At 68.3% G+C, this 18,220-nt stretch carries 17 protein-coding genes; 13 read left to right on the plus strand and 4 right to left on the minus strand.

Annotation, left to right across the window (positions count from 1 at the left end; genetic code table 11):
• Window positions 1-35 precede the first annotated feature (35 nt).
• The 3 genes from AC5Y46_RS22905 to AC5Y46_RS22915 are packed head-to-tail and all read left to right on the plus strand — an operon-like array spanning window position 36 to window position 3,380.
• On the plus strand, window positions 36-1,268 hold the full coding sequence (locus AC5Y46_RS22905) for an acyl-CoA dehydrogenase family protein (RefSeq protein ID WP_499943708.1): 1,233 nt from the start codon (window positions 36-38) through the stop codon (window positions 1,266-1,268).
• The gene (locus AC5Y46_RS22910; RefSeq protein ID WP_499943709.1) at window positions 1,269-2,387 is read left to right on the plus strand and encodes an acyl-CoA dehydrogenase family protein; all 1,119 of its coding nucleotides are present in this window, start codon (window positions 1,269-1,271) and stop codon (window positions 2,385-2,387) included.
• A gap of 15 nt (window positions 2,388-2,402) precedes the next feature.
• Entirely contained in the window at window positions 2,403-3,380 is a 978-nt protein-coding gene (locus AC5Y46_RS22915; protein WP_499993230.1) for a lysophospholipid acyltransferase family protein, read from the plus strand.
• 25 nt (window positions 3,381-3,405) lie between these two features.
• On the opposite strand, the gene AC5Y46_RS22920 is transcribed toward AC5Y46_RS22915, so the two are convergent.
• Window positions 3,406-3,576, minus strand: a complete 171-nt coding sequence (locus tag AC5Y46_RS22920; RefSeq protein ID WP_499993231.1) for a hypothetical protein — start codon at window positions 3,574-3,576, stop codon at window positions 3,406-3,408.
• A gap of 110 nt (window positions 3,577-3,686) precedes the next feature.
• On the opposite strand from AC5Y46_RS22920, the gene AC5Y46_RS22925 reads away from it, so the two are divergent.
• The 4 genes from AC5Y46_RS22925 to AC5Y46_RS22940 all read left to right on the plus strand — a co-directional run bounded on the left by AC5Y46_RS22925 (window position 3,687) and on the right by AC5Y46_RS22940 (window position 7,407).
• Window positions 3,687-5,156 (plus strand): amidase, encoded by a 1,470-nt coding sequence (locus AC5Y46_RS22925; protein WP_499993262.1) that lies wholly within the window; start codon window positions 3,687-3,689, stop codon window positions 5,154-5,156.
• A gap of 73 nt (window positions 5,157-5,229) precedes the next feature.
• Window positions 5,230-5,676 (plus strand): ATP-binding protein, encoded by a 447-nt coding sequence (locus AC5Y46_RS22930; protein WP_499993232.1) that lies wholly within the window; start codon window positions 5,230-5,232, stop codon window positions 5,674-5,676.
• 78 nt (window positions 5,677-5,754) lie between these two features.
• A complete protein-coding gene (locus AC5Y46_RS22935; RefSeq protein WP_499993234.1) occupies window positions 5,755-6,897 on the plus strand; it encodes a GGDEF domain-containing protein in 1,143 nt (380 codons plus the stop codon).
• A 57-nt stretch (window positions 6,898-6,954) separates the two neighbouring features.
• Window positions 6,955-7,407 carry a YiiD C-terminal domain-containing protein gene (locus tag AC5Y46_RS22940; protein ID WP_499943715.1) on the plus strand — a complete coding sequence of 151 codons (453 nt, stop codon included), beginning with the start codon at window positions 6,955-6,957 and terminating at the stop codon, window positions 7,405-7,407.
• 12 nt (window positions 7,408-7,419) lie between these two features.
• On the opposite strand, the gene AC5Y46_RS22945 is transcribed toward AC5Y46_RS22940, so the two are convergent.
• Window positions 7,420-8,331 carry a LysR family transcriptional regulator gene (locus AC5Y46_RS22945; protein ID WP_499993235.1) on the minus strand — a complete coding sequence of 304 codons (912 nt, stop codon included), beginning with the start codon at window positions 8,329-8,331 and terminating at the stop codon, window positions 7,420-7,422.
• 77 nt (window positions 8,332-8,408) lie between these two features.
• Between AC5Y46_RS22945 and AC5Y46_RS22950 the strand changes: the two genes are divergently transcribed.
• The 6 genes from AC5Y46_RS22950 to AC5Y46_RS22975 all read left to right on the plus strand — a co-directional run bounded on the left by AC5Y46_RS22950 (window position 8,409) and on the right by AC5Y46_RS22975 (window position 15,638).
• Window positions 8,409-10,751 (plus strand): CehA/McbA family metallohydrolase domain-containing protein, encoded by a 2,343-nt coding sequence (locus AC5Y46_RS22950; protein ID WP_499993236.1) that lies wholly within the window; start codon window positions 8,409-8,411, stop codon window positions 10,749-10,751.
• Between the two features lie 131 nt (window positions 10,752-10,882).
• Window positions 10,883-11,917 (plus strand): ABC transporter substrate-binding protein, encoded by a 1,035-nt coding sequence (locus AC5Y46_RS22955; RefSeq protein ID WP_499993238.1) that lies wholly within the window; start codon window positions 10,883-10,885, stop codon window positions 11,915-11,917.
• A 56-nt stretch (window positions 11,918-11,973) separates the two neighbouring features.
• Complete coding sequence (locus AC5Y46_RS22960) at window positions 11,974-12,699, plus strand: ABC transporter ATP-binding protein (protein WP_499993264.1); 726 nt, start codon at window positions 11,974-11,976, stop codon at window positions 12,697-12,699.
• The gene (locus tag AC5Y46_RS22965) at window positions 12,699-13,559 is read left to right on the plus strand and encodes an ABC transporter permease (protein ID WP_499993240.1); all 861 of its coding nucleotides are present in this window, start codon (window positions 12,699-12,701) and stop codon (window positions 13,557-13,559) included. The genes AC5Y46_RS22960 and AC5Y46_RS22965 overlap by 1 nt, the downstream gene beginning before the upstream one ends.
• Window positions 13,552-14,658, plus strand: a complete 1,107-nt coding sequence (locus AC5Y46_RS22970) for a hypothetical protein (RefSeq protein WP_499993241.1) — start codon at window positions 13,552-13,554, stop codon at window positions 14,656-14,658. Before AC5Y46_RS22965 ends, AC5Y46_RS22970 begins: the two co-directional genes overlap by 8 nt.
• 14 nt (window positions 14,659-14,672) lie before the next feature.
• The gene (locus tag AC5Y46_RS22975) at window positions 14,673-15,638 is read left to right on the plus strand and encodes a 2-hydroxyacid dehydrogenase (protein ID WP_499993243.1); all 966 of its coding nucleotides are present in this window, start codon (window positions 14,673-14,675) and stop codon (window positions 15,636-15,638) included.
• 28 nt (window positions 15,639-15,666) lie between these two features.
• On the opposite strand, the gene AC5Y46_RS22980 is transcribed toward AC5Y46_RS22975, so the two are convergent.
• Together AC5Y46_RS22980 and AC5Y46_RS22985 are read right to left on the minus strand one after the other, a co-directional pair.
• Complete coding sequence (locus AC5Y46_RS22980; protein ID WP_499993245.1) at window positions 15,667-17,664, minus strand: 4-alpha-glucanotransferase; 1,998 nt, start codon at window positions 17,662-17,664, stop codon at window positions 15,667-15,669.
• A gap of 110 nt (window positions 17,665-17,774) precedes the next feature.
• Window positions 17,775-18,203 carry a pyridoxamine 5'-phosphate oxidase family protein gene (locus AC5Y46_RS22985; protein WP_499993246.1) on the minus strand — a complete coding sequence of 143 codons (429 nt, stop codon included), beginning with the start codon at window positions 18,201-18,203 and terminating at the stop codon, window positions 17,775-17,777.
• Window positions 18,204-18,220 lie beyond the last annotated feature (17 nt).

An 18,220-nucleotide genomic window follows, 5' to 3' on the forward strand; every position in this document is an offset into this window, starting at 1 on the left:
ACAATTCGCTTGCGACGACGCTAGGCCGGTAACCCATGGATTTGCAGTGGTCGAAGGACGAGCTGGACTTCCGTGATGAGGTCCGGGATTTCCTGACCCAGAAGCTCACTCCCGAGCTGCGGCGCGCCGGGCGGCTGATGACCAGTGTGTACGCCGACCACGAGGCGAGCATGGCGTGGCAGGCGATTCTGCACGAGCGCGGCTGGGCGGCACCGGCCTGGCCGGTCGAACACGGCGGTTGCGACTGGAGCCTGACCCAGCACTACATCTTCACCCGGGAATCGATGCTGGCGGGCGCCCCGTCCTTGTCGCCGATGGGGATTCGGATGGTCGCCCACGCGATCATCCGCTACGGCACCGACGCGCAGAAGGACTATTTCCTGCCGCGGATCCTGACCGGCGAGGTGTTCTTCTGCCAGGGCTACTCCGAGCCGGAGGCCGGATCCGACCTCGCCGCACTGACGATGGCCGCCACCTCCGACGGCGACGACCTGGTGTGCACCGGCAGCAAGATCTGGACAACCCATGCCACAGAAGCGAATTGGATGTTCGCCCTGGTGCGCACGACCCGCTCCCAGAAGAAGCAACAGGGCATCACCTTCGTCCTCATCGACATGACCTCGCCAGGGATCGAGATTCGGCCCCTGGTGATGACGTCGGGAGAAGAGGTACAGAACCAGGTGTTCTTCGACGAGGTGCGGGTGCCCAAGTCCAACGTGCTCGGCGAGATCGACCAGGGCTGGACGGTCGCCAAGTACCTGTTGGAGTTCGAGCGCGGTGGCGGCGCGGTGGCGCCGGGCCTGCAGGTGATGGCGGAGGAGATCGGCACGGCAGCCCAACGCCAGCCCGGGCCGGCCGGCGGAGCGCTGGCCGACGATCCGGCCTTCGCAAATAAGTTGGCCGACGCGCGAATCCGGGCCGAGGTGTTGGAGATCCTGGAGTATCGAGTGCTGGCCGCGGTGGCGCAGGGCCGCAATCCCGGTGCGGCGTCGTCGATGCTGAAGATCCTGGGCACCGAACTCAGCCAGGCCCTCACCGAACTGGCACTGGAGGCGGCCGGACCGTGGGGCCGCGCCTACCAGCCGCACGTGACCGCACCCGGAGGCCGGATCGCCGAATTCGTGCCGCCCGCGGACGGATACGCCGCCGGTGAGCCGTGGCAGGCGGTGGCGCCACTGCGCTACTTCAACGACCGGGCCGGCTCAATCTACGCCGGCAGCAACGAGATTCAACGCAATATCCTCGCCAAGGCGGCACTGGGGCTGTAGATGGACTTCAATCTCACCGAAGAGCAAGAACTGCTACGGGACGGGCTGGGCAAGTTCCTGTCCGTCCGCTACGACCTGGACAAGAGCCGTGCGGCCGCCAAGACCGGTGCCGGCTGGCAGCCGGACATCTGGCGCGGGTTCGCGACCGAGCTGGGCATCCTCGGTGCCACATTCCCGGAAGAAGTCGGTGGAATCGGCGGCGGCCCAACCGAACTCATGGTCATCACCGAGCAGCTGGGGCATGCGCTGGTGATCGAACCGTACGTCGACACCGTGGTGGTGGCGGGCGGACTGTTGCACCGTGCCGGTGGTCCGGCCGCGACCGCGTTGTTGGAGAAGATCATCGACGGTTCGGCGCTGGTGGCCTTGGCCGATGCCGAACCGGTGTCCGCCGATCACCGGCAGGACGTCTCGACGCGAGCCGAACGCGACGGCGACGGCTGGGTGCTGAACGGTCAGAAGATGATGGCGGTGGGCGCGCCGCTGGCCACCCACCTGTTGGTCACCGCGGACACCGAAGACGGAATCTCGTTGTTGCTCACCGAGATCGACGCAGCGGGCCTCGAGATGCACCCCTATCGCACCATCGACGACCGGCGGGCCGCCGACATCACGTTCGACAACGTGCGGCTCGGCCCGGAGGCGTTACTCGGCGAGCCGGGTGGGGCGGGGCCGTCGCTGCGTCGCGCGCGCGACGAAGGCGCCGCGGCGATCTGCTCCGAGGCCGTCGGCCTCATGCGGAAAGTGTTGGCGGACACCGTCGAATACTGCAAGCAGCGCCAGCAGTTCGGTCAGCCGATCGGCAGCTTCCAAGTGCTGCAGCACCGCATGGTGGACATGTACATGGAACTCGAACAGTCGGTCGCCGCGGTGTATCTGGCGATCCTCAAACTCGACGAAGACGAGCCGACGCGCGCCCGCGCGGTGTCGGCCGCCAAAGCCACCGTCGGCCGCGCCGCGCGGTTCATCGGTCAGCAGGCCGTGCAGCTGCACGGCGGGATGGGGATGACCGAAGAGCTGGCGATCGGCCATTACTTCAAGCGGCTCACCGCGATTCAGTACGAGTTCGGAACCACCGACCAGCACGTCGCGCGGTACGCGGAACTGACGAGGACCTAGGACTGGACCGGCCGGATGTCAGAACCTAGCCGCCGGCAACGGGTCTCGTTGGTCGGCAGGCAACTGACGCTGCTGGTCTCGACCTGCTACCGACTGCTGCCGGGCTGGCTGTCGGATGCGGTGTCCACCGTGGCGGCCCGCCTCATCTATTGGAAGGGCCACGGCCTGCACCAGCAGGTGCTGCAGGACTTTCGCGACAACGTCGACCCGACAGCGCAGCTCTCGTCACGGAAGTGGCGGCCCGTCCAGGCGATGTACCGCGCGGTGGTCCGCAACGCCAGCGACGGAATCTGGTTCGTCACCGCATCCCACGCCGCTGTGCTGCGGCGCTTCCATTTGGCGGACCCGGGACCCATTGCCGTCGCGCTCGAGGTGGGGCGGCAGACAAATGTCGGGGTGATCGTTGCTTTCCCGCACCTGGGTTCCTACGCGGCGTTGCCGGTCGTGCTGGCGATCAACGGTGTGCCGGTGACCGTCGTGGCCAACCGGCAGGTGGGGTTGATGCAGTGGGTGATCACCCGCGGCGCGCACAAGGCCGGCCTGGAACTGGTGGTCGTCGACCGCGAGAAGGGCGAAAGTCTCACCGCCGAACTGGAAGCCGCGATCCGGCGCGGCCGGGTCGTGGTGATCGCCGGGGACTATTTCCGCTCCCGCGACGAGACCAGCAAAGGGGTCGAAGTCGAACTGGCCGGGACCCGGCGCACGATCGGCGCCGGACCGGCGTTACTGGCCTTGCGGACCGGCGCGGCGATCGTGCCCGGCACGGTCCTGCAGAAGGGACATCTGCGCGAGCCGGTGCTGGGTCAGCCGATCTTCGCCGGCGGCCCGTACGCCCGCGACGACCCCCGGTTGCGGGAGCTGGTGGCGGCGACCTCGCAGCGCATCGCCGACGCGATGGCCCAGTTCATCCGGCGCGAGCCGCAGCAATGGGTGATGCCAGGCGGGCTGGTGTCGGACTCGATGGGCATACGCAGCCGACGTCAAGGCGGGTAGCCCCGTCCGCAGCACCGGGCGGCCGCTACCGTCGGCTCTCGTCTGCGATCCGGTCGGCAGACTGCTGCAGTCCCGGCGCGTCGGGGTCCTCGCCGCCGGCATGCTCCAGCTGCGCCTCTTCCGCACGCTGCGCTTCGGTCGTCTCCCTGGCGTCCTTGGGCACCGGCGCCGGGTCGCCGTCGGTGTGCTGGTCCACGCGAAACCTCCTCGAGAATCCTCACCATGTTCCCGCCAGGATCGCCAGAACCGCGGATTCCGAAACGGGTGAACCTGGATAGCGACGCCGGCGACACCTACGGTCAGGTCATGGACTTCGACGAGTACCGCACCTACGACGCCACCGGCCTGGCGAAGCTCGTCGCCGATGGGCAGGTCACCGCCGCCGAGTTGCTCACGCTGGCCAGAGACCGCGCGGCGGTGGTGAACCCGCGGATCAACGCCATCGTGCGCGACATCCCCGCCTCGCCCACCGACCGGCGCAGCGGCCCGTTCGCCGGTGTCCCGTTCCTGATCAAGGACATCTCGCAGGACTATGCGGGGCTGCCCACCTCGCAAGGGTCCCGCTCGCTGATGTCCACCCCGGCCGCCGAGCACGCCACCGTGGTGCAGCGCTGGATAGACGCCGGGTTGGTGATCTTCGGCAAGACCAACCTGCCCGAGTTCGGTGCGAAGGCGATCACCGAGTCCGTCGCCTGGGGGCCGGCACGCAACCCCTGGGACCTGGACCGTACGCCGGGCGGCTCCTCGGGCGGATCGGCGGCGGCGGTGGCCGCGGGCATCGTGCCGTGCGCAGGCGCTAATGACGGTGGCGGTTCCATCCGCATCCCAGCGGCATGCTGTGGACTGGTCGGGCTGAAGCCGGGTCGCGGGCTCACCCCGGTGGGACCTGCGGCGAGCGAATTCATGCACGGCGCGGCGGTCCAGGGCGTGGTGTCGCGCACGGTGCGTGACACCGCCGCCATGCTGGACGTCATCAGCGGCGGCGAGCCGGTGGGGCCGTACCTGCCCGCGATGCCCGCGGCGCCTTTTGCCGAGTGCGTGGGATCGGATCCCGGCAAGCTGCGCATCGGAGTCCGGGTGCCGTCGGCGATCAAGCCCCAGCCGCATCCCGAAGCGTTCGCGGCCGTCGAAGGCGCGGTGCGGACGCTGACCGGCCTCGGCCACTTCGTCGACGAACTGCCGCGGGCCCCCTACGACGACGCCGCGCTGGCGCGCGAGTTCCTGCTCACCTGGTTCGTCAACATCGCGTGGGAAGTCGACGATGCCAAGCGCTTGACCGGCGCCGGGGACGAGTCGTTCGAGCGCGACACCCTGATCATGGCTGCGCTCGGTCGAGCGACCCGCAGCGTCGACTACGTGGACGCGGTGCAACGGCGCCACGACCACGTCCGCCGGTTGAGCGAGTTCTTCGACTCCTACGACCTGCTGCTCACGCCTACGTTGGCGACGCCGCCGCCACAGATCGGCGAGTTCGACTTACCGGTCGTCCTGCAGCGCGGCGCCGACGCCCTGATCAAGACGCGCAGCGCCCGGTTGCTGCGCTACACCAACATCGTCGACGACATGGTGGACAAGAACCTCGGCTGGGTGCCGTACACGCAGCTGGCGAATCTCACCGGCCGACCGGCGATCTCACTCCCGCTGCACTGGACCGCCGACGGCCTGCCGCTCGGTGTGCAGTTCGTGGCGCCCCTGGGCGGCGAATCGCTCCTGATCCAGCTGGCCGCCCAACTCGAGCAGGCGGCCCCGTGGACCGACCGGGTCGCGCCGCTGTAACGACATCCATTCGTAGCGGCCGCGAGACCCGTCGTGGGTTTCAGGTTCACGGCCGACGGGGTATGCCCCACTTATGAATTCGTTGTCACGGACGGCCGTCGGCCAGGTCTGCGAGATGAGTTCGGCCGGTGCTGCTGACGCCTCGACGGCGGGCAGGTTCCGCCGCGATTTGCAGAGGTGGCTGCAGGAGGTGGTGGACGACTCCCCAGAGGTCGGTGACATCGTGCTGAGCGTCAACGAGGCCCTGGCGAACTGCGTCGAACACGCCTACCGCGCGCAAGACGGGGTCGGACCGATGGAACTGCAGGTCAGCTACGACCGGACCGCGCGGAGTCTGCACATATGCGTCAGCGACCGCGGCACCTGGCGCCGGCCCGCGTCACGGTCGCGAGTCGACCCCCGAGCCTCCCGCGGGATCACCTTGATGCAGGCACTGTCGGAGCAGTGCACCATCAAAGTCCGTCCCGAAGGGACCACTGTTTGCATGCATTACATCGCACCGCCCCACCGCGGCAGATGAAATCTCCTGCAACCAGCCGGCGTTGCCGTACCACCCGGCCGAGCTAAACCCACGCATCAGCCATAATCTTTTTCGACGATGTCGGCGCAGCCGTACATCGGGGCCGCAGGCCCGACTTCGATCTCGGTGGAAGCAATTAAGGCAACAGGAACTGCGGCATTCAGCCGGTGGCGTCGGGGCGACCAGTTCGACTGGCTGTCCGGCTACCTGGCGGCCCGGGGCCTGAGCGGCGCCACCCGCGCCCTGATGGCGTTCATCGCGTCGTCGATGGTGTTGTGCCTGATCGCGCTGCTGGCCGGCTCGGACGGACCTCGGGGGGCGGTCCCCGTCGCGATGACCGGGATCGCTGTCGCCGGCGGAGTCGCGGGTGCTTTGCTGTGGGTCTGGCGCTGGCCCACCCGCGGCCTGTCGATCGCCTTCGCGGTGATGTGCAACACCGCGGTTGCCCTGGCCTGTCTGGCCCACCCCAATCCGCTCGCCGCATTGATCGGGTGCATCGCCTTCGCCACCTTCGGCGCATACATCGCGTTCTTCCACACGACGGCTTTCGTGCTGTACAACTTCGCGATCGCCGCGGGCGTGGCGTCGTTCCAGGCCGCCCGCCTGGCCGCCTCCGGGCATCCCTACCTCGCGGGGGTGGACCTGTGGCTGGTGCTGGAAGTCAACATCGCGTTGCCACTGGCTATCCGGATTCTGGTCCGCGCCCTGGCGGGGGATTTGCTGCGTGCGGACCGTGACCCGCTGACGGGTCTGCTCAACAGACGAGCGTTCCAGCACCATGCCCTGGGCATGATGCTCGCGCGGCGCGGCATCGACGAGCACCTGGTGGTGTTGGTCATCGACCTGGACAACTTCAAGAGCCTCAACGACCGGCGCGGGCACGCGGCCGGCGACAACGCGCTGGTCCAGGTCGCGCAAGTGTTGCTGGCCGCGGCCGACGACCAGACGGTGGTGGCGCGAAGTGGCGGCGAGGAGTTCCTGGTGGCAGGCACCGCGGGGCACTGCAACGCCGAGTCGTTGGCCAGCCAGATGTGTAAGGCCATCGGGACGTCGACCGCGGGGGTCACGGCCAGCATCGGCACCGCATGTATTTTGCTCGACGACGCTCCGCCCAGCGAGCATCAAGAGTTGCTGGACCAGTTGATCACCGCCTCCGACGCGGCGATGTACCAGGCCAAACGTCTCGGTGGTAACGGGTGTCACCACCATCGACTCTGCTGACCGGACCGGCCGGACCGGCAGCCGTCGCCGTCGCGCCCGTGTGCGACGATCGACGACGTGGCTGACGAGTTCGTCGAAATGATGAATGCCGGTATGGCATCGACCATCCCGGCCGCTGCCCGCATGGGGGTGCGGGTGCTGGAAGCGCGACGGGGATTTGCCGCCGCCAGCGTTCCGGTGGAGGGCAACGGCAACCATTTCGGTGTCGTCTATGCCGGCGTGCAGTTCACCGTCGCCGAGATCCTGGGCGGCATCATCGCGTTGGCGACGTTCGACTCCGGCAAGTATTTTCCGCTGGTGAAGAGCGTCGACATCGCCTTCGTCGGCCGAGCCACAACCGAGTTGCGCGCCGAGACGGCGATGGACGACGAGACGATCGCCCGCGTCGAGGCGGAGGCCGCCGCGCAGGGCAAGGCGGATTACACACTGGACGCGGTGGTCACCGATGCGGCCGGAACCGTGGTCGCCACCACCCATGGGCTGTATCAACTACGCGCACATCGCAATTGAGTGCGCCGTTCGCTAGCGGCGGCCGTCCCCGGTATGCCGCAAATGATCCGCTACGCAGTCGATGAAGGCCTGACACGCTACCGACCGTAGTTGTGGGCGGGTGGTCACGAGGTGGACCTGGCGGTGCATATCGGCTCCGGCCACCGAGCGCAGGGCGAGGGTCGAGTCGGAGTCAGCGCGGTTTCTGGCGACCGACTCGGGCAACAGCGCCACCCCGAGGTTCCTGCGCACGAAGTGAATGACCTCGTCCACCCGGGTGACTTCGAAAGCAACCCGCCGGGGCACACCGGCGAAGCCGCGGTCTGTCTCGTGACGCAGGCCGTATCCGGACGGAAAGTCGATGAAGGGGAGCTCGGCCAGCTCGGTGACCGACACCGAGGTGTGGCGGGTCAGGCGGTGATCGGCCGGCATGACGGCCACCAACGATTCGCTGAACAACCGGGTGAAGACGAGTTGGTCACCGGCCCGGGACACGTTGGAGCCCACGATGGCCGCATCGAGTCGTCGTTCGCCGGCCGACTTGATCAGGACGTCGCTGCCACCGCTGCGCAGGGTCACGCTGACGTCGGGATAGCGGGCGTGGAAATTCGCCATCAGGGCCGCCACGTCCAGGCTCTCCGACGGGACTTCCATCATGCCGATCGTGAGGCGGCCGGCGACCGTGCCGCTGAGCGCTTGCGCGTCGAACTTGATCTGCTCGATACCGGCCACCACCTGATTCAGCAGCGGCATCAGTGATTCGCCGGCCGGGGTGAGGGTCACCGTGCGCGTCGTCCGCTCGAACAACTGCACGCCGAGTTCCGATTCGAGACGACGCACCTGCTGGCTCAGTGCGGACTGAACCACGAACATGCCTTCGGCCGCCCGGGTGAAACTCTTCGTTTCGGCAAGTGCCACGGCATAGCGCAGTTGCTGCAGGTTCACGATTGATCAGTATTGATGATGAATCGCATCAAATCTATTCGTTGGACTCCTAGGTCGTCGGACAGCAGGATGGGCCCATGTCAGTGCCCGGCCGCCCGCCAGTCGTGGCGTTGCGCCCGCAGGGCCCGCCGTCCGGCAACGACTGCTCGGTGGCCGCGGTGCGCGATCGGATCACCGCGCAATTCGACGCGCTGCCTTTCCTCGGCGAGCTGGTGTGTTCCCACCGGCGGCTGGTCGCCGGCTCGCTCGCCGAGGTGGTGTTCACCTACACCGTGGGCCGCTCCGGAATCGCCGACAGTGGCTGGCTGAAGCTGTGCTTCCGGTACTACTCCGACTGGGACTTGCAGACCTCCGATCCCGGTCGCCGCGACTACGTCTCGGCCCGTCTGGTCAGCCGGTCTCTGGTCGGCGGTGCATCGCAGGACGGCGTCGCGACGGTGCGCCAGTTGCTGACCCGCTACGACGTGAAGGGCGGGGAGCGGCCGTTTCAGAAATCATTGCTCGTCCACGTGGTCGACGGGTATCTGCGCCCTGGCGACGTCATTGAAATCCGGCTGGGAGACCGCCGCTTCGGAGGCCCCGGCACTCGCGTGCAGACATTCGTCGAGGACGAGTTCGAGTTCCACTTGTTCGTCGACCCGCTGGGCACTTCACGAATGGCTCGCGCGGGAATCAGCAAGCTCGCCGTCGTGCCGGGAGCGCCCGATCGGGTCGTCGTGCACGGTCCGCGGCTGGTACGCGCCGACACATCCTCGATCGAACTACGGACTCACGTGCAGGACCGTTGGGGCAACACCTGCACCGACCTGCCGGGCGTCCTGCGCGCCTACGCCGACGACGTGCAGGTCGCCCAGGGCCGCACCCCGGCGACCGGCTGGGCCGCCACCCGGCTCGTGGCGCCGGCAAACCCGGGCCGCATCGACGTGGTCGCCGAATCCGGCGGACAGGTGCTCGGCCGCGGTTCGACCATGGTCGATGTCATCGACGACTTCCCGGCGCCGCGGGCCTTCTTCTGCGACCTGCACGTGCATTCCAACGACACCGTCGGCACCCAGGACACCGGGTGGAACCTGCGGTACGGACGCGACATCGGCGCGCTGGACGTCTTGGGCTACACCGCCAACGACTTTCAAATCACCGACGAGGGGTGGGTCGACGTGGTGGCCGCATGCCGTGCGGCATCGAAGGACGGTGCGTTCGTCTGCTTTCCCGGCGTCGAGTGGTGCGGAACCGCCGGCGTCGGTGGCGACCACAACGTCGTCTTCCTCGGCGAGGACACCACACTGGCCCGCTCGATGGAATGGCGCCAGGGCATGTCCAGCACCTCACCCACCCCGCAGACCTGGCCGGTGACGCAGTTGTACGCCGCGTACGAGAAGGACCCGGAGTCCTATCTCCTCGTCCCACATGTCGGCGGCCGCCGCGCGATCCTCGATTGGCATCATCCTGATTTGGAACGGCTGATCGAGGTGCATTCGAGTTGGGGTAGCAGCCCATGGTTCCTGGAAGACGCGCTGTCCCGGGGTCTGCGGCTGGGGGCGAGCGCCGCCAGCGACGAGCATCGCGGCAGGCCCGGCGGAGGTGCGCCAGGGGCGAACATCTTCGGTGGTTTCGGTGGGCTGACGGGCGTCCTGGCCCCGTCGCTCACCGCCGCCGACGTCGGACGGGGACTACGCGCCCGGCGCACCTGGGCCACGACGGGCGCCCGCGCCGTCGCCCTGCTGCGCAGCGCAGACAACTGGATGGGCGACGAAATCATCAGCGACAGTGACCAATTGACCGCCAGCTATGCGCTCTACGGCACGACGGGCTGGGACGACCTCACCGTGTACGACAGCACCGGCGCCGTCTGGCGGCGCGACTTGCACGGCGAGACGGGGCTCTCCGGGAATCTGGTCCGGATCCGCTGGGGCGGCGCACGGCACCGCGACCGCTACCGCTGGGCGACCTGGCAGGGCAAGGTAACGATCGCCGAAACCGCGGTGCACGATATAACACCTTGGGCCACAACGCATCCCGAACAGGTCATCAGCATGGGCCAGGACGGGGCCAGCTGGCGGACCGTCACCTATGGTTCCGACGTCGGCATCGTGGTCAGGGTCGCCGACCTCACCCGAGCGCGCTTCGAACTCGAGACGACGGTGCAGGAGGACGACCTGACCGCCGGGGTCACACTGACCGGCGCCGAGCTCGTCGCCGAGCGCCATCGCGACGTCGTCGTCGGCGGTCTGAACTTGAGGATTCGATTGGAACGCATCGCCGAACCCGCGGCACTACCCGCCACCGTCAGCGGCGACCTGAACTTGCGGCTGCCGGCCGCGAGCAGCGCGGTGTACCTGCGCGCACGGCAGTTCGACGGCCACCAGGTCTGGACCAGCCCGCTGTTCGTCGACCGCTCCGGCGCCCGGCGGTCCCGATGACCCACCGCCGTCTGATCCGCCGGCTGCACATCGACTTGCAGCGCGTCACGCGTGCGTCCTGTCGGGCCGCAAGCCTCCTGGTCTAGCAATCCCTGGCGCCTCAGGTGCGCCGAGTCCCGAAGGATCCCCTCATGTCGCGCCATCGTCTGTTCGCCAACGTCATCGCCGCCACAGTCGCCTTTGCCGCCCTGGCAACGGGTTTGACGGGGTGCTCGCACTCCACCACGTCCCCGACGTCCTCGGGCGCCGTCCCACTGCGGTTGGGTTATCTGACCCGCGTCACCCATGCGTCCGCGCTCGTCGGCATCACCGACGGATTGTTCAGCAGAGAACTCGGAGCAGGGGTCAACCTGACGACCCAACCGTTCAGCCAGGGCACCGAGGAGGTGACCGCGCTGCTGTCGGGTCAGCTCGACGCGGCCTACATCGGACCCAACCCGGTGTTCAACGCCTGGCAGCGATCGGGTGGCAAAGCCGTCAGGATCGTCTCCGGCGCAGCCAGCGGTGGCACGTCGCTGGTCGTCAAGCCCGGGATCAATGCAGCGCAGGATCTGCGCGGCAAGACGGTGGCCGACCCCGCACTGGGCGGGACCCAGGACGTCAGCCTGCGGCACTGGTTGGCCAAGAGCGGCTTGCACACGAATACCCAAGGCGGAGGGGATGTTTCGATCAAGCCGACCAGCCCGGAGTCGGCTATCGTGCAGCAGTTCATCTCCGATCAGATCCAGGGCGCCATCGACTCCGCGCCGTTCGATGTGCAGTTGGTCAAGGCCGGCGGCGTGCGGCTGTGGTCTGACCCCAACACCATCACGGTGCTGGTGGTGCGGCAGGAGTTCTTGGCCGCGCATCCCGATGTGGTGGCGGGCCTGCTGCGCGGACAGGTCGCGGCGAACGACAAGATCGCCCATGACCCGGCGGGCGCGGCGCAATCGGCCAACGCCGCGCTGGCCCGCGCGCTCGGCAAGGGCCTGGAGCCGGATGTGCTGACCGCGTCGTTTCAGGAGACGACCTTCACCAACGACCCCGGTATGGCCTCGCTGAAAGACCAGGTCGACAAGGCGGTCGCGATCGGGTTGCTCAAGCCGCTCGACATCGACGGCTTGTTCGACCAGGCCCCACTCAACGGGGTACTGGCCGCGTCCGGCCGGCCCCCGGTCGCCACATGACGCGCGTCGCTTATCCCCGGGATCGCGCGGTGAACCAAGGACCGCCCGCCGCGGCGGTGCAGTTACACGGCGTCACCAAGCGCTACGGACAGCGCGGGTCGACGACCGTCGCCGTCGACGAGATCTCGCTGACTGTGCACAGCGGTGAATTCCTGTGCGTCGTAGGAGCTTCCGGATGCGGCAAGAGCACCCTGCTCTCGCTGATCGCCGGTCTGGACGAGCCGACCAGCGGTGTGATCGACACCGCTGGCCGGCGGGTGGCGCTGATGTTTCAGGAGTCGGCGCTGTTTCCGTGGCTGACCGCTGCCGGCAACGTCGAGCTCGCACTGCGTGCCCGTGGTGTGCCGCGCGCCGAACGGCGCCGTCGTGTGGCGCACCTGCTGGCGACGGTGGGACTGAGTGACTTCTCCGGCAAACGGCCACACCAACTGTCCGGCGGGATGCGGCAGCGCGTGGCGTTGGCTCGCGCGCTTGCCCAAGATGCCGATGTGCTGTTGATGGACGAGCCGTTCGGCGCGCTCGACGCATTGACCCGCGACCGCCTGCACGGGGAACTCGAACGCATCGTCGAGCAGCGCGGCCTGACCGTGGTCTTCGTCACGCACAACGTACGGGAGGCGGCGCGTCTGGCTGATCGGGTGATCGTGCTCAGCGCTCGACCGGGCCGCATCGTGGAGGAATTCGACGTTCCTGCACCGCGACCGCGGGACATCAACACCGCAGACGTCGCCGAACTGGCCTCGCGCATCACGGCCCGCCTGCACCGAGAAGGGGCCGGATGATGGCCGCTCCCAACGACATTGCTCCCGGCCGGCACCCTCTGGTCACCGGCGCAACACGCTTGCGCGGCTCGACGCTGATGGCCGGGCTGGCGTCGATACGGGCGAAACTGCTTGCCGTTGCCGTCATCTTGGTGGCGTGGCAGGTCCTCTACCTCAGCGGCTGGAAGCCGTCGGTCGTGCTGCCCAGCCCGGGGGCGGTGCTGGCGAACCTCTGGCAACAACTGCAGGAGCCGCTGCTCTGGGAGGCTATCTGGACGACGATGAACCGCGCGCTGGTCGGATTCGCTCTGGCGGTGGTCATTGGGGCCGTTGCCGGTGCCGCGATTTCACGGAACGGGTTGGCGCGCAGCGCCTTCGGCCCGGTCGTCACCAGTCTGCAAACCATGCCGGCCATCGCCTGGTTTCCGTTCGCCATCATCTTCTTCGGTCTGCACACCTCGGCGATCCTGTTCGTGATCGTCATCGGGGCGGCGCCGTCGGTGGCCATCGGCGTGATCACCGGCGCCGACCACATCCCCCCGCTGTTGTTGAGGGCCGCGAAAACCATGAACCTGCAACGGTTCGCGCTGTACCGGCACGTGATTCTGCCCGCATCGCTGCCCATGTTCGTCAGCGGTTTGCGCCAGGGCTGGGCCTTCGCCTGGCGCAGCCTGATGGCCGGCGAACTGGTGGTCTTGGTGAACAACACCGCCTCGATCGGGGTGCTCCTGGAGAATGCGCAGAACATGACCGACATGCCGTCGGCAATCGCCATCATGATCGTCATCCTGCTGATCGGCATCGTGATGGATGCCGCGTTCGCCGCCGCCGACCGGCGCATCCGCCGCCGCTGGGGACTGCTGGAGGCCGAGTATGGCTGAGCCGTTCAGGATTTGGGCGTTCGGCGACGCGCATGTCGGAACCGACAAGGAGCACGGTAGAGACAGCCTGGCCGAGGCGATCTCGCAGTCGGAGCACGGCGGCAACGAAGGTGGGCCACCGTTCGACTGGGACATCGCGATCGACGCCGGTGACATGTCCGGGGCGCATCACCACCTGCCCGACGACGCCGAAGGCCGGGAACTGCGGCGGCAGTTCGGGTTTCTGCGTCGGCACCGGCGCGAGGACATCTTCAGTGTGTGCGGCAACCACGACCGCAGTGGGCTCGACGAACCCGAAGCCTGGTGGTGGCAGAAATGGGTCGACCCGCTGGGGCAGCACACGGCCTATTCCGGTGTAGACCCGTCGGCCCGGCGCTACCCGGTGCGCGGGACATGGCACCACTACTCCTTCCGCGTCGGCAACCTGCTTTTCTTGATGCTCAGCGACCGCAACGAACCCACCCAGACGGTCGGGCGCGGCACCCTGGGCGGCAATCCCGGCGGGGTCGTCACCGGCGAGACCTTCCGCTGGTGGAAACACATGGTGCTGAGCAACCGGGACGCGATCATCGTCACCGTGCACCACTATGTGCTGAAGGACACCACGGTGGCTTCCGGCGAGTGGGAGGGCGTGCGCAAGGACGCGGACGGCCGATGGTGCGAGCACTACCATCGACCATTCGAGCAGGGCACTCCGCAGGGCGCGTCCTACCTCTACTGGGTCGACAGCCAACCGGACTCCGGTGCGTTCGAACAGTTTCTGGCCCAACACCCGGGCCGGGTGGCGTTGTGGATAGCCGGCCACACCCACACCCACCCCGACGACAATTTCGGCGGCAAAACCCACATCGAACAACGGTGGGGCACTTGGTTTCTCAACGCCGCATCGCTCAGCCGCTACCACATGCCGATCACCACGCTACCGATCAGCAGGTTGTTGACGTTCATCCCGGGAAGCCGCGAGGTGCGCGTCCAGTGTTACCTGCACACCAGCCAGTACGCCCCGCAAGGGTGGTACCCGAAGGCCGAGAAGACCATCACGCTGGGCACCGAATTCGTCCGTCCGGTCGAGGAGACGGTGGGCAGCGCGCCGCGTTGAGTGATGATGGACGCGTGACGGCGCGAAAGCTGAACGATGTCCTGCAAATCGGTGAGTTGGAGCGAACCTTCGCAGCGGAACTGGCCGCACGCTACGAGTTGCCGAAGCTTCCCGACGGACCGGGCCGTGCCCAGTGCCTGGTGCAGCGCGCGGCCGAGGTCCGCATCGTGGTGACCTCGGGACCGCCCGGTGTGGACGCCGAAACCATGGCCGCGCTGCCCGGTCTGGAGGTCATCGTCAACAACGGCGCCGGGGTCGACTCGATCGATCTGGCGGCGGCCGAGCGGCTCGGCATCGGGGTGAGCAACACCCCGGACGTGCTTTCCGACACCGTCGCCGACACGGCGTTGGGCTTGATCCTGATGTCGGTGCGCCGATTCGGCGCCGCCGACCGCTATGTGCGGGCCGGCCGGTGGACCGACGAAGGCCCGTTCCGCTACGCCACGGATGTCAGCGGGCTGCGGATCGGGATCCTGGGCCTGGGCCGGATCGGCTCGGCGATCGCGTCCCGGCTGCAGGGATTCGGTTGCGCCATCGCCTACCACAATCGCCGTCGAGTCGACGGCTCGCCGTATCGCTACACCGAGTCGCCGGTGCAACTGGCCGAGTCGGTCGACGTGCTGGTCGTGGCCACGACGGGCGGTCACGACACCCGCAACCTGGTGGACCGGCGCGTGCTCGAAGCGCTGGGCCCCGACGGCTACCTGGTCAACATCGCCCGCGGCAGCGTCGTCGACGAGGATGCGTTGGTCGCGCTGCTCACCGCCGGCGGCCTCGGCGGCGCCGGGCTGGACGTCTTCGCCGACGAACCGAACGTCCCGGCCGAACTGTTCGACCTGGACAACGTGGTGCTGTTCCCGCACATCGGCAGTGCCACGGCACGCACCCGCAAAGCGATGGCGCTGCTGGCAATCCGCAACCTGGACAGTTACCTGGCCAGCGGTGAGTTGGTGACTCCCGTGTTGCCGCCGCGCCGATGAGTTGTCGGCGCTGCGTCACGCGTGAGCATCAACCGCCGGCGGCCGCGCGGAAGACGGCGATCGTCTCGGCCACCCTGTCGTCGTCACGCAGTTGTTCCAGAGTCTGCGGCAGCGGCAACCGCCAGTTCGGATACTCGTCCACCGTGCCCGGCAGATTCGGTTGACGCGTCTCGCCCAATACGTCGTACGGCGAAATCAACTTCAGCCGGCTCGGAGTTGCTGCCAGAAAACGATGCATCGCAACGATTATCGCGTTGTCGTCGGGCTCGGTCGTCTCGTCGAGCAGCCCTTCGGAGCGCAGCAGCGCCAGCCATTCCGTCCGTTCCTTCTCCGCGCCGGACCGTTCGGCCGGTACATCGTCGAGCAAGCCGAGTTCGGCGCGCGCCCGCACGTGTTCGCCGCTGAGAAACCCTGCCGCCGTGGGTAAGTCGTGCGTGGAGAGGGTGGCGGCAGCCCGCGCGGGCCAGCGCGCCGCCGGCAGCAGCGGCTCGTCCGGGGCGGACTGGTCCCGGGTGAACCAGGACACCGCACAGCCCAACATCCCGTTAGCCGCAAGGGCTTCGGTGACTTCCGGTTCGACGGTGCCCAGGTCCTCGCCCACCACGGTGGCCCCGGCGCGGTGCGCTTCCAGGGCCAGGACGGCCAGCATCACGTCGGCGTCGTAGTGCACATAGGTCCCACGGTCCGGGCCGTCGCCCGGCGGGATCCACCACAGCCGCCACAGGCCGGCAACATGGTCTATCCGCAGCCCGTCGGCGTGGGCGAGGACAGCCCGCACCATCTCCCGCATCGCCGCGTAGCCGGTGGCGGCGAGACGGTCGGGCCGCCACGGCGGCAGGCCCCAGTCCTGGCCGCGCGGAGTGAAATTGTCCGGCGGCGCCCCCACGCTCACCCCCGTCGCGAGTACGTCGGCCAGCGCCCAAGCGTCGGCGCCTTCGGGGTCGACTCCAACCGCGAGATCGTGCAGCACGCCCAGCGTCATGCCGGCGTCGCGGGCTGCCCGGCGCACCGCGGTCAGCTGCTCGGCGCAGCGCTGTTGCACCCACGCGTGGAACGCGACCCTGGGCGCCAGCTCTCGGCGCGCCGCCCCGACCGCCGCGCTCGCGACGTCGCGCAACGGTTCTGGCCACCGGGTCCATCGGCCGCCGTGCCGCTCGGCCAGCGCGCAATAGGTGGCCCAGTCGGTCAGTCCCGACGCTGCGCCCTCTCCCGGACCGGGCCTGCCCTCCGAGCGCCACAACAACTCCAGCGCAGCCCGTTTGGCCGCCCAGACCAAATCGTGGTCGATGCGCGGAGTGCTCGCCGATACCCGAAGCGCATCCACCTCGCTCCGGGTGTCCGGATCGGCGCGCCGGTACGCATCGAGGTCTTCGATGCGCAGCGCCAACGGGTTTGCGAACCGGCGACTCGACGGGGTGTACGGGGAGGGCTGCACCGGATGCGTCGGGCCGGGCGCGTGCAGCGGGTTGAGCAGCACCGCGCCGGCCCCGTGCTCAGTCGCGGTCCACTCCACGAAATCCCGCAGGTCACCCAGGTCACCGATCCCCCACGAACGAGCCGAGCGCAGCGCGTAGAGCTGCAGCATCCAGCCCCACGTGTCCGGCGTCGGAGGCACTCCGGGGGGCGCCGCCACCAGCGTGGCCTGCTGGCCGTCGAGAGTGTGCAGCCGGTACCAGCCGGGCTGCAGCTCGGCCGGTAACTCGTCGCGCACCTCGCTGCGGCTGCCGTCTTCGGCCTCCAGCAGGGCCGCGCCGGGCATCGGATGCGGTCGCCCGGTCAGACGCACCGCGACCGTCGGTGCCAGTGTGCCGGCCTTGTCGAGTTCGGCGAGCCGGGTCAGCTCACGTCGCCGGTCGGTTTCGGTGCCGGCCTCGACGTCGAGCAGTCCCAGCACCCGGATCACGACATCGGGGTCTACTTCGACCGGTTCACGGCGCTCGTTGCGATAGCTGGTTGCCACCCCGTGTGCAGCGGCCACCCGGCGCAGGTCATCGGGGATGGTCCGGCGCCCACCGTCACCGGCCATCGTCGGCGCTCAACAGCGCGGATGCGAACACGCGGCAGGTATACCCGGCCGCCGTCGTCTCACACCCCGCTTGTCGACGAACCGTATTGCGCGCGCGGTAAATCCGCGTTTCAGAGCTCGTCGGAGAAATCGGCGGTGAGCCAGCGCTCGGGCCGGATGGTGAGCAGCACGGTGTCCTGGCCGTCGAGTTGCCGGGCGAAGGCGCGTCCCGCTTCCTCACCGAGGTAGCGGACGGCGATCTCTTCTTGCACGTCCGCCGGGGCGGGTGCGGTGGTCTCGACGACGGAGCCCTCCACCACCACGTACTGGTACGGCGGTTCCTCCCGCTGCACAACCAGTGTCACCGCACCGGCCCGCTCGATGAGCCTGGCTTTGCGGGTCGCCGGACCGGTGGTGATCCGGATGTTCCCGCCCGGCGTGTAGTCGTACCAGATCGGGGCGCTGGCCGGCGGCCGGCCATCGGCGGCGTCGACGGACAGCACGGCGACGTGCTTGTCGGCGAGGAACTGCTGACGTTCGGCATCCGAGAATTTCTTCATGCGGGTTTCAAACGCAG

It is taken from the genome of Mycobacterium sp. NGS59 (assembly GCF_059812345.1).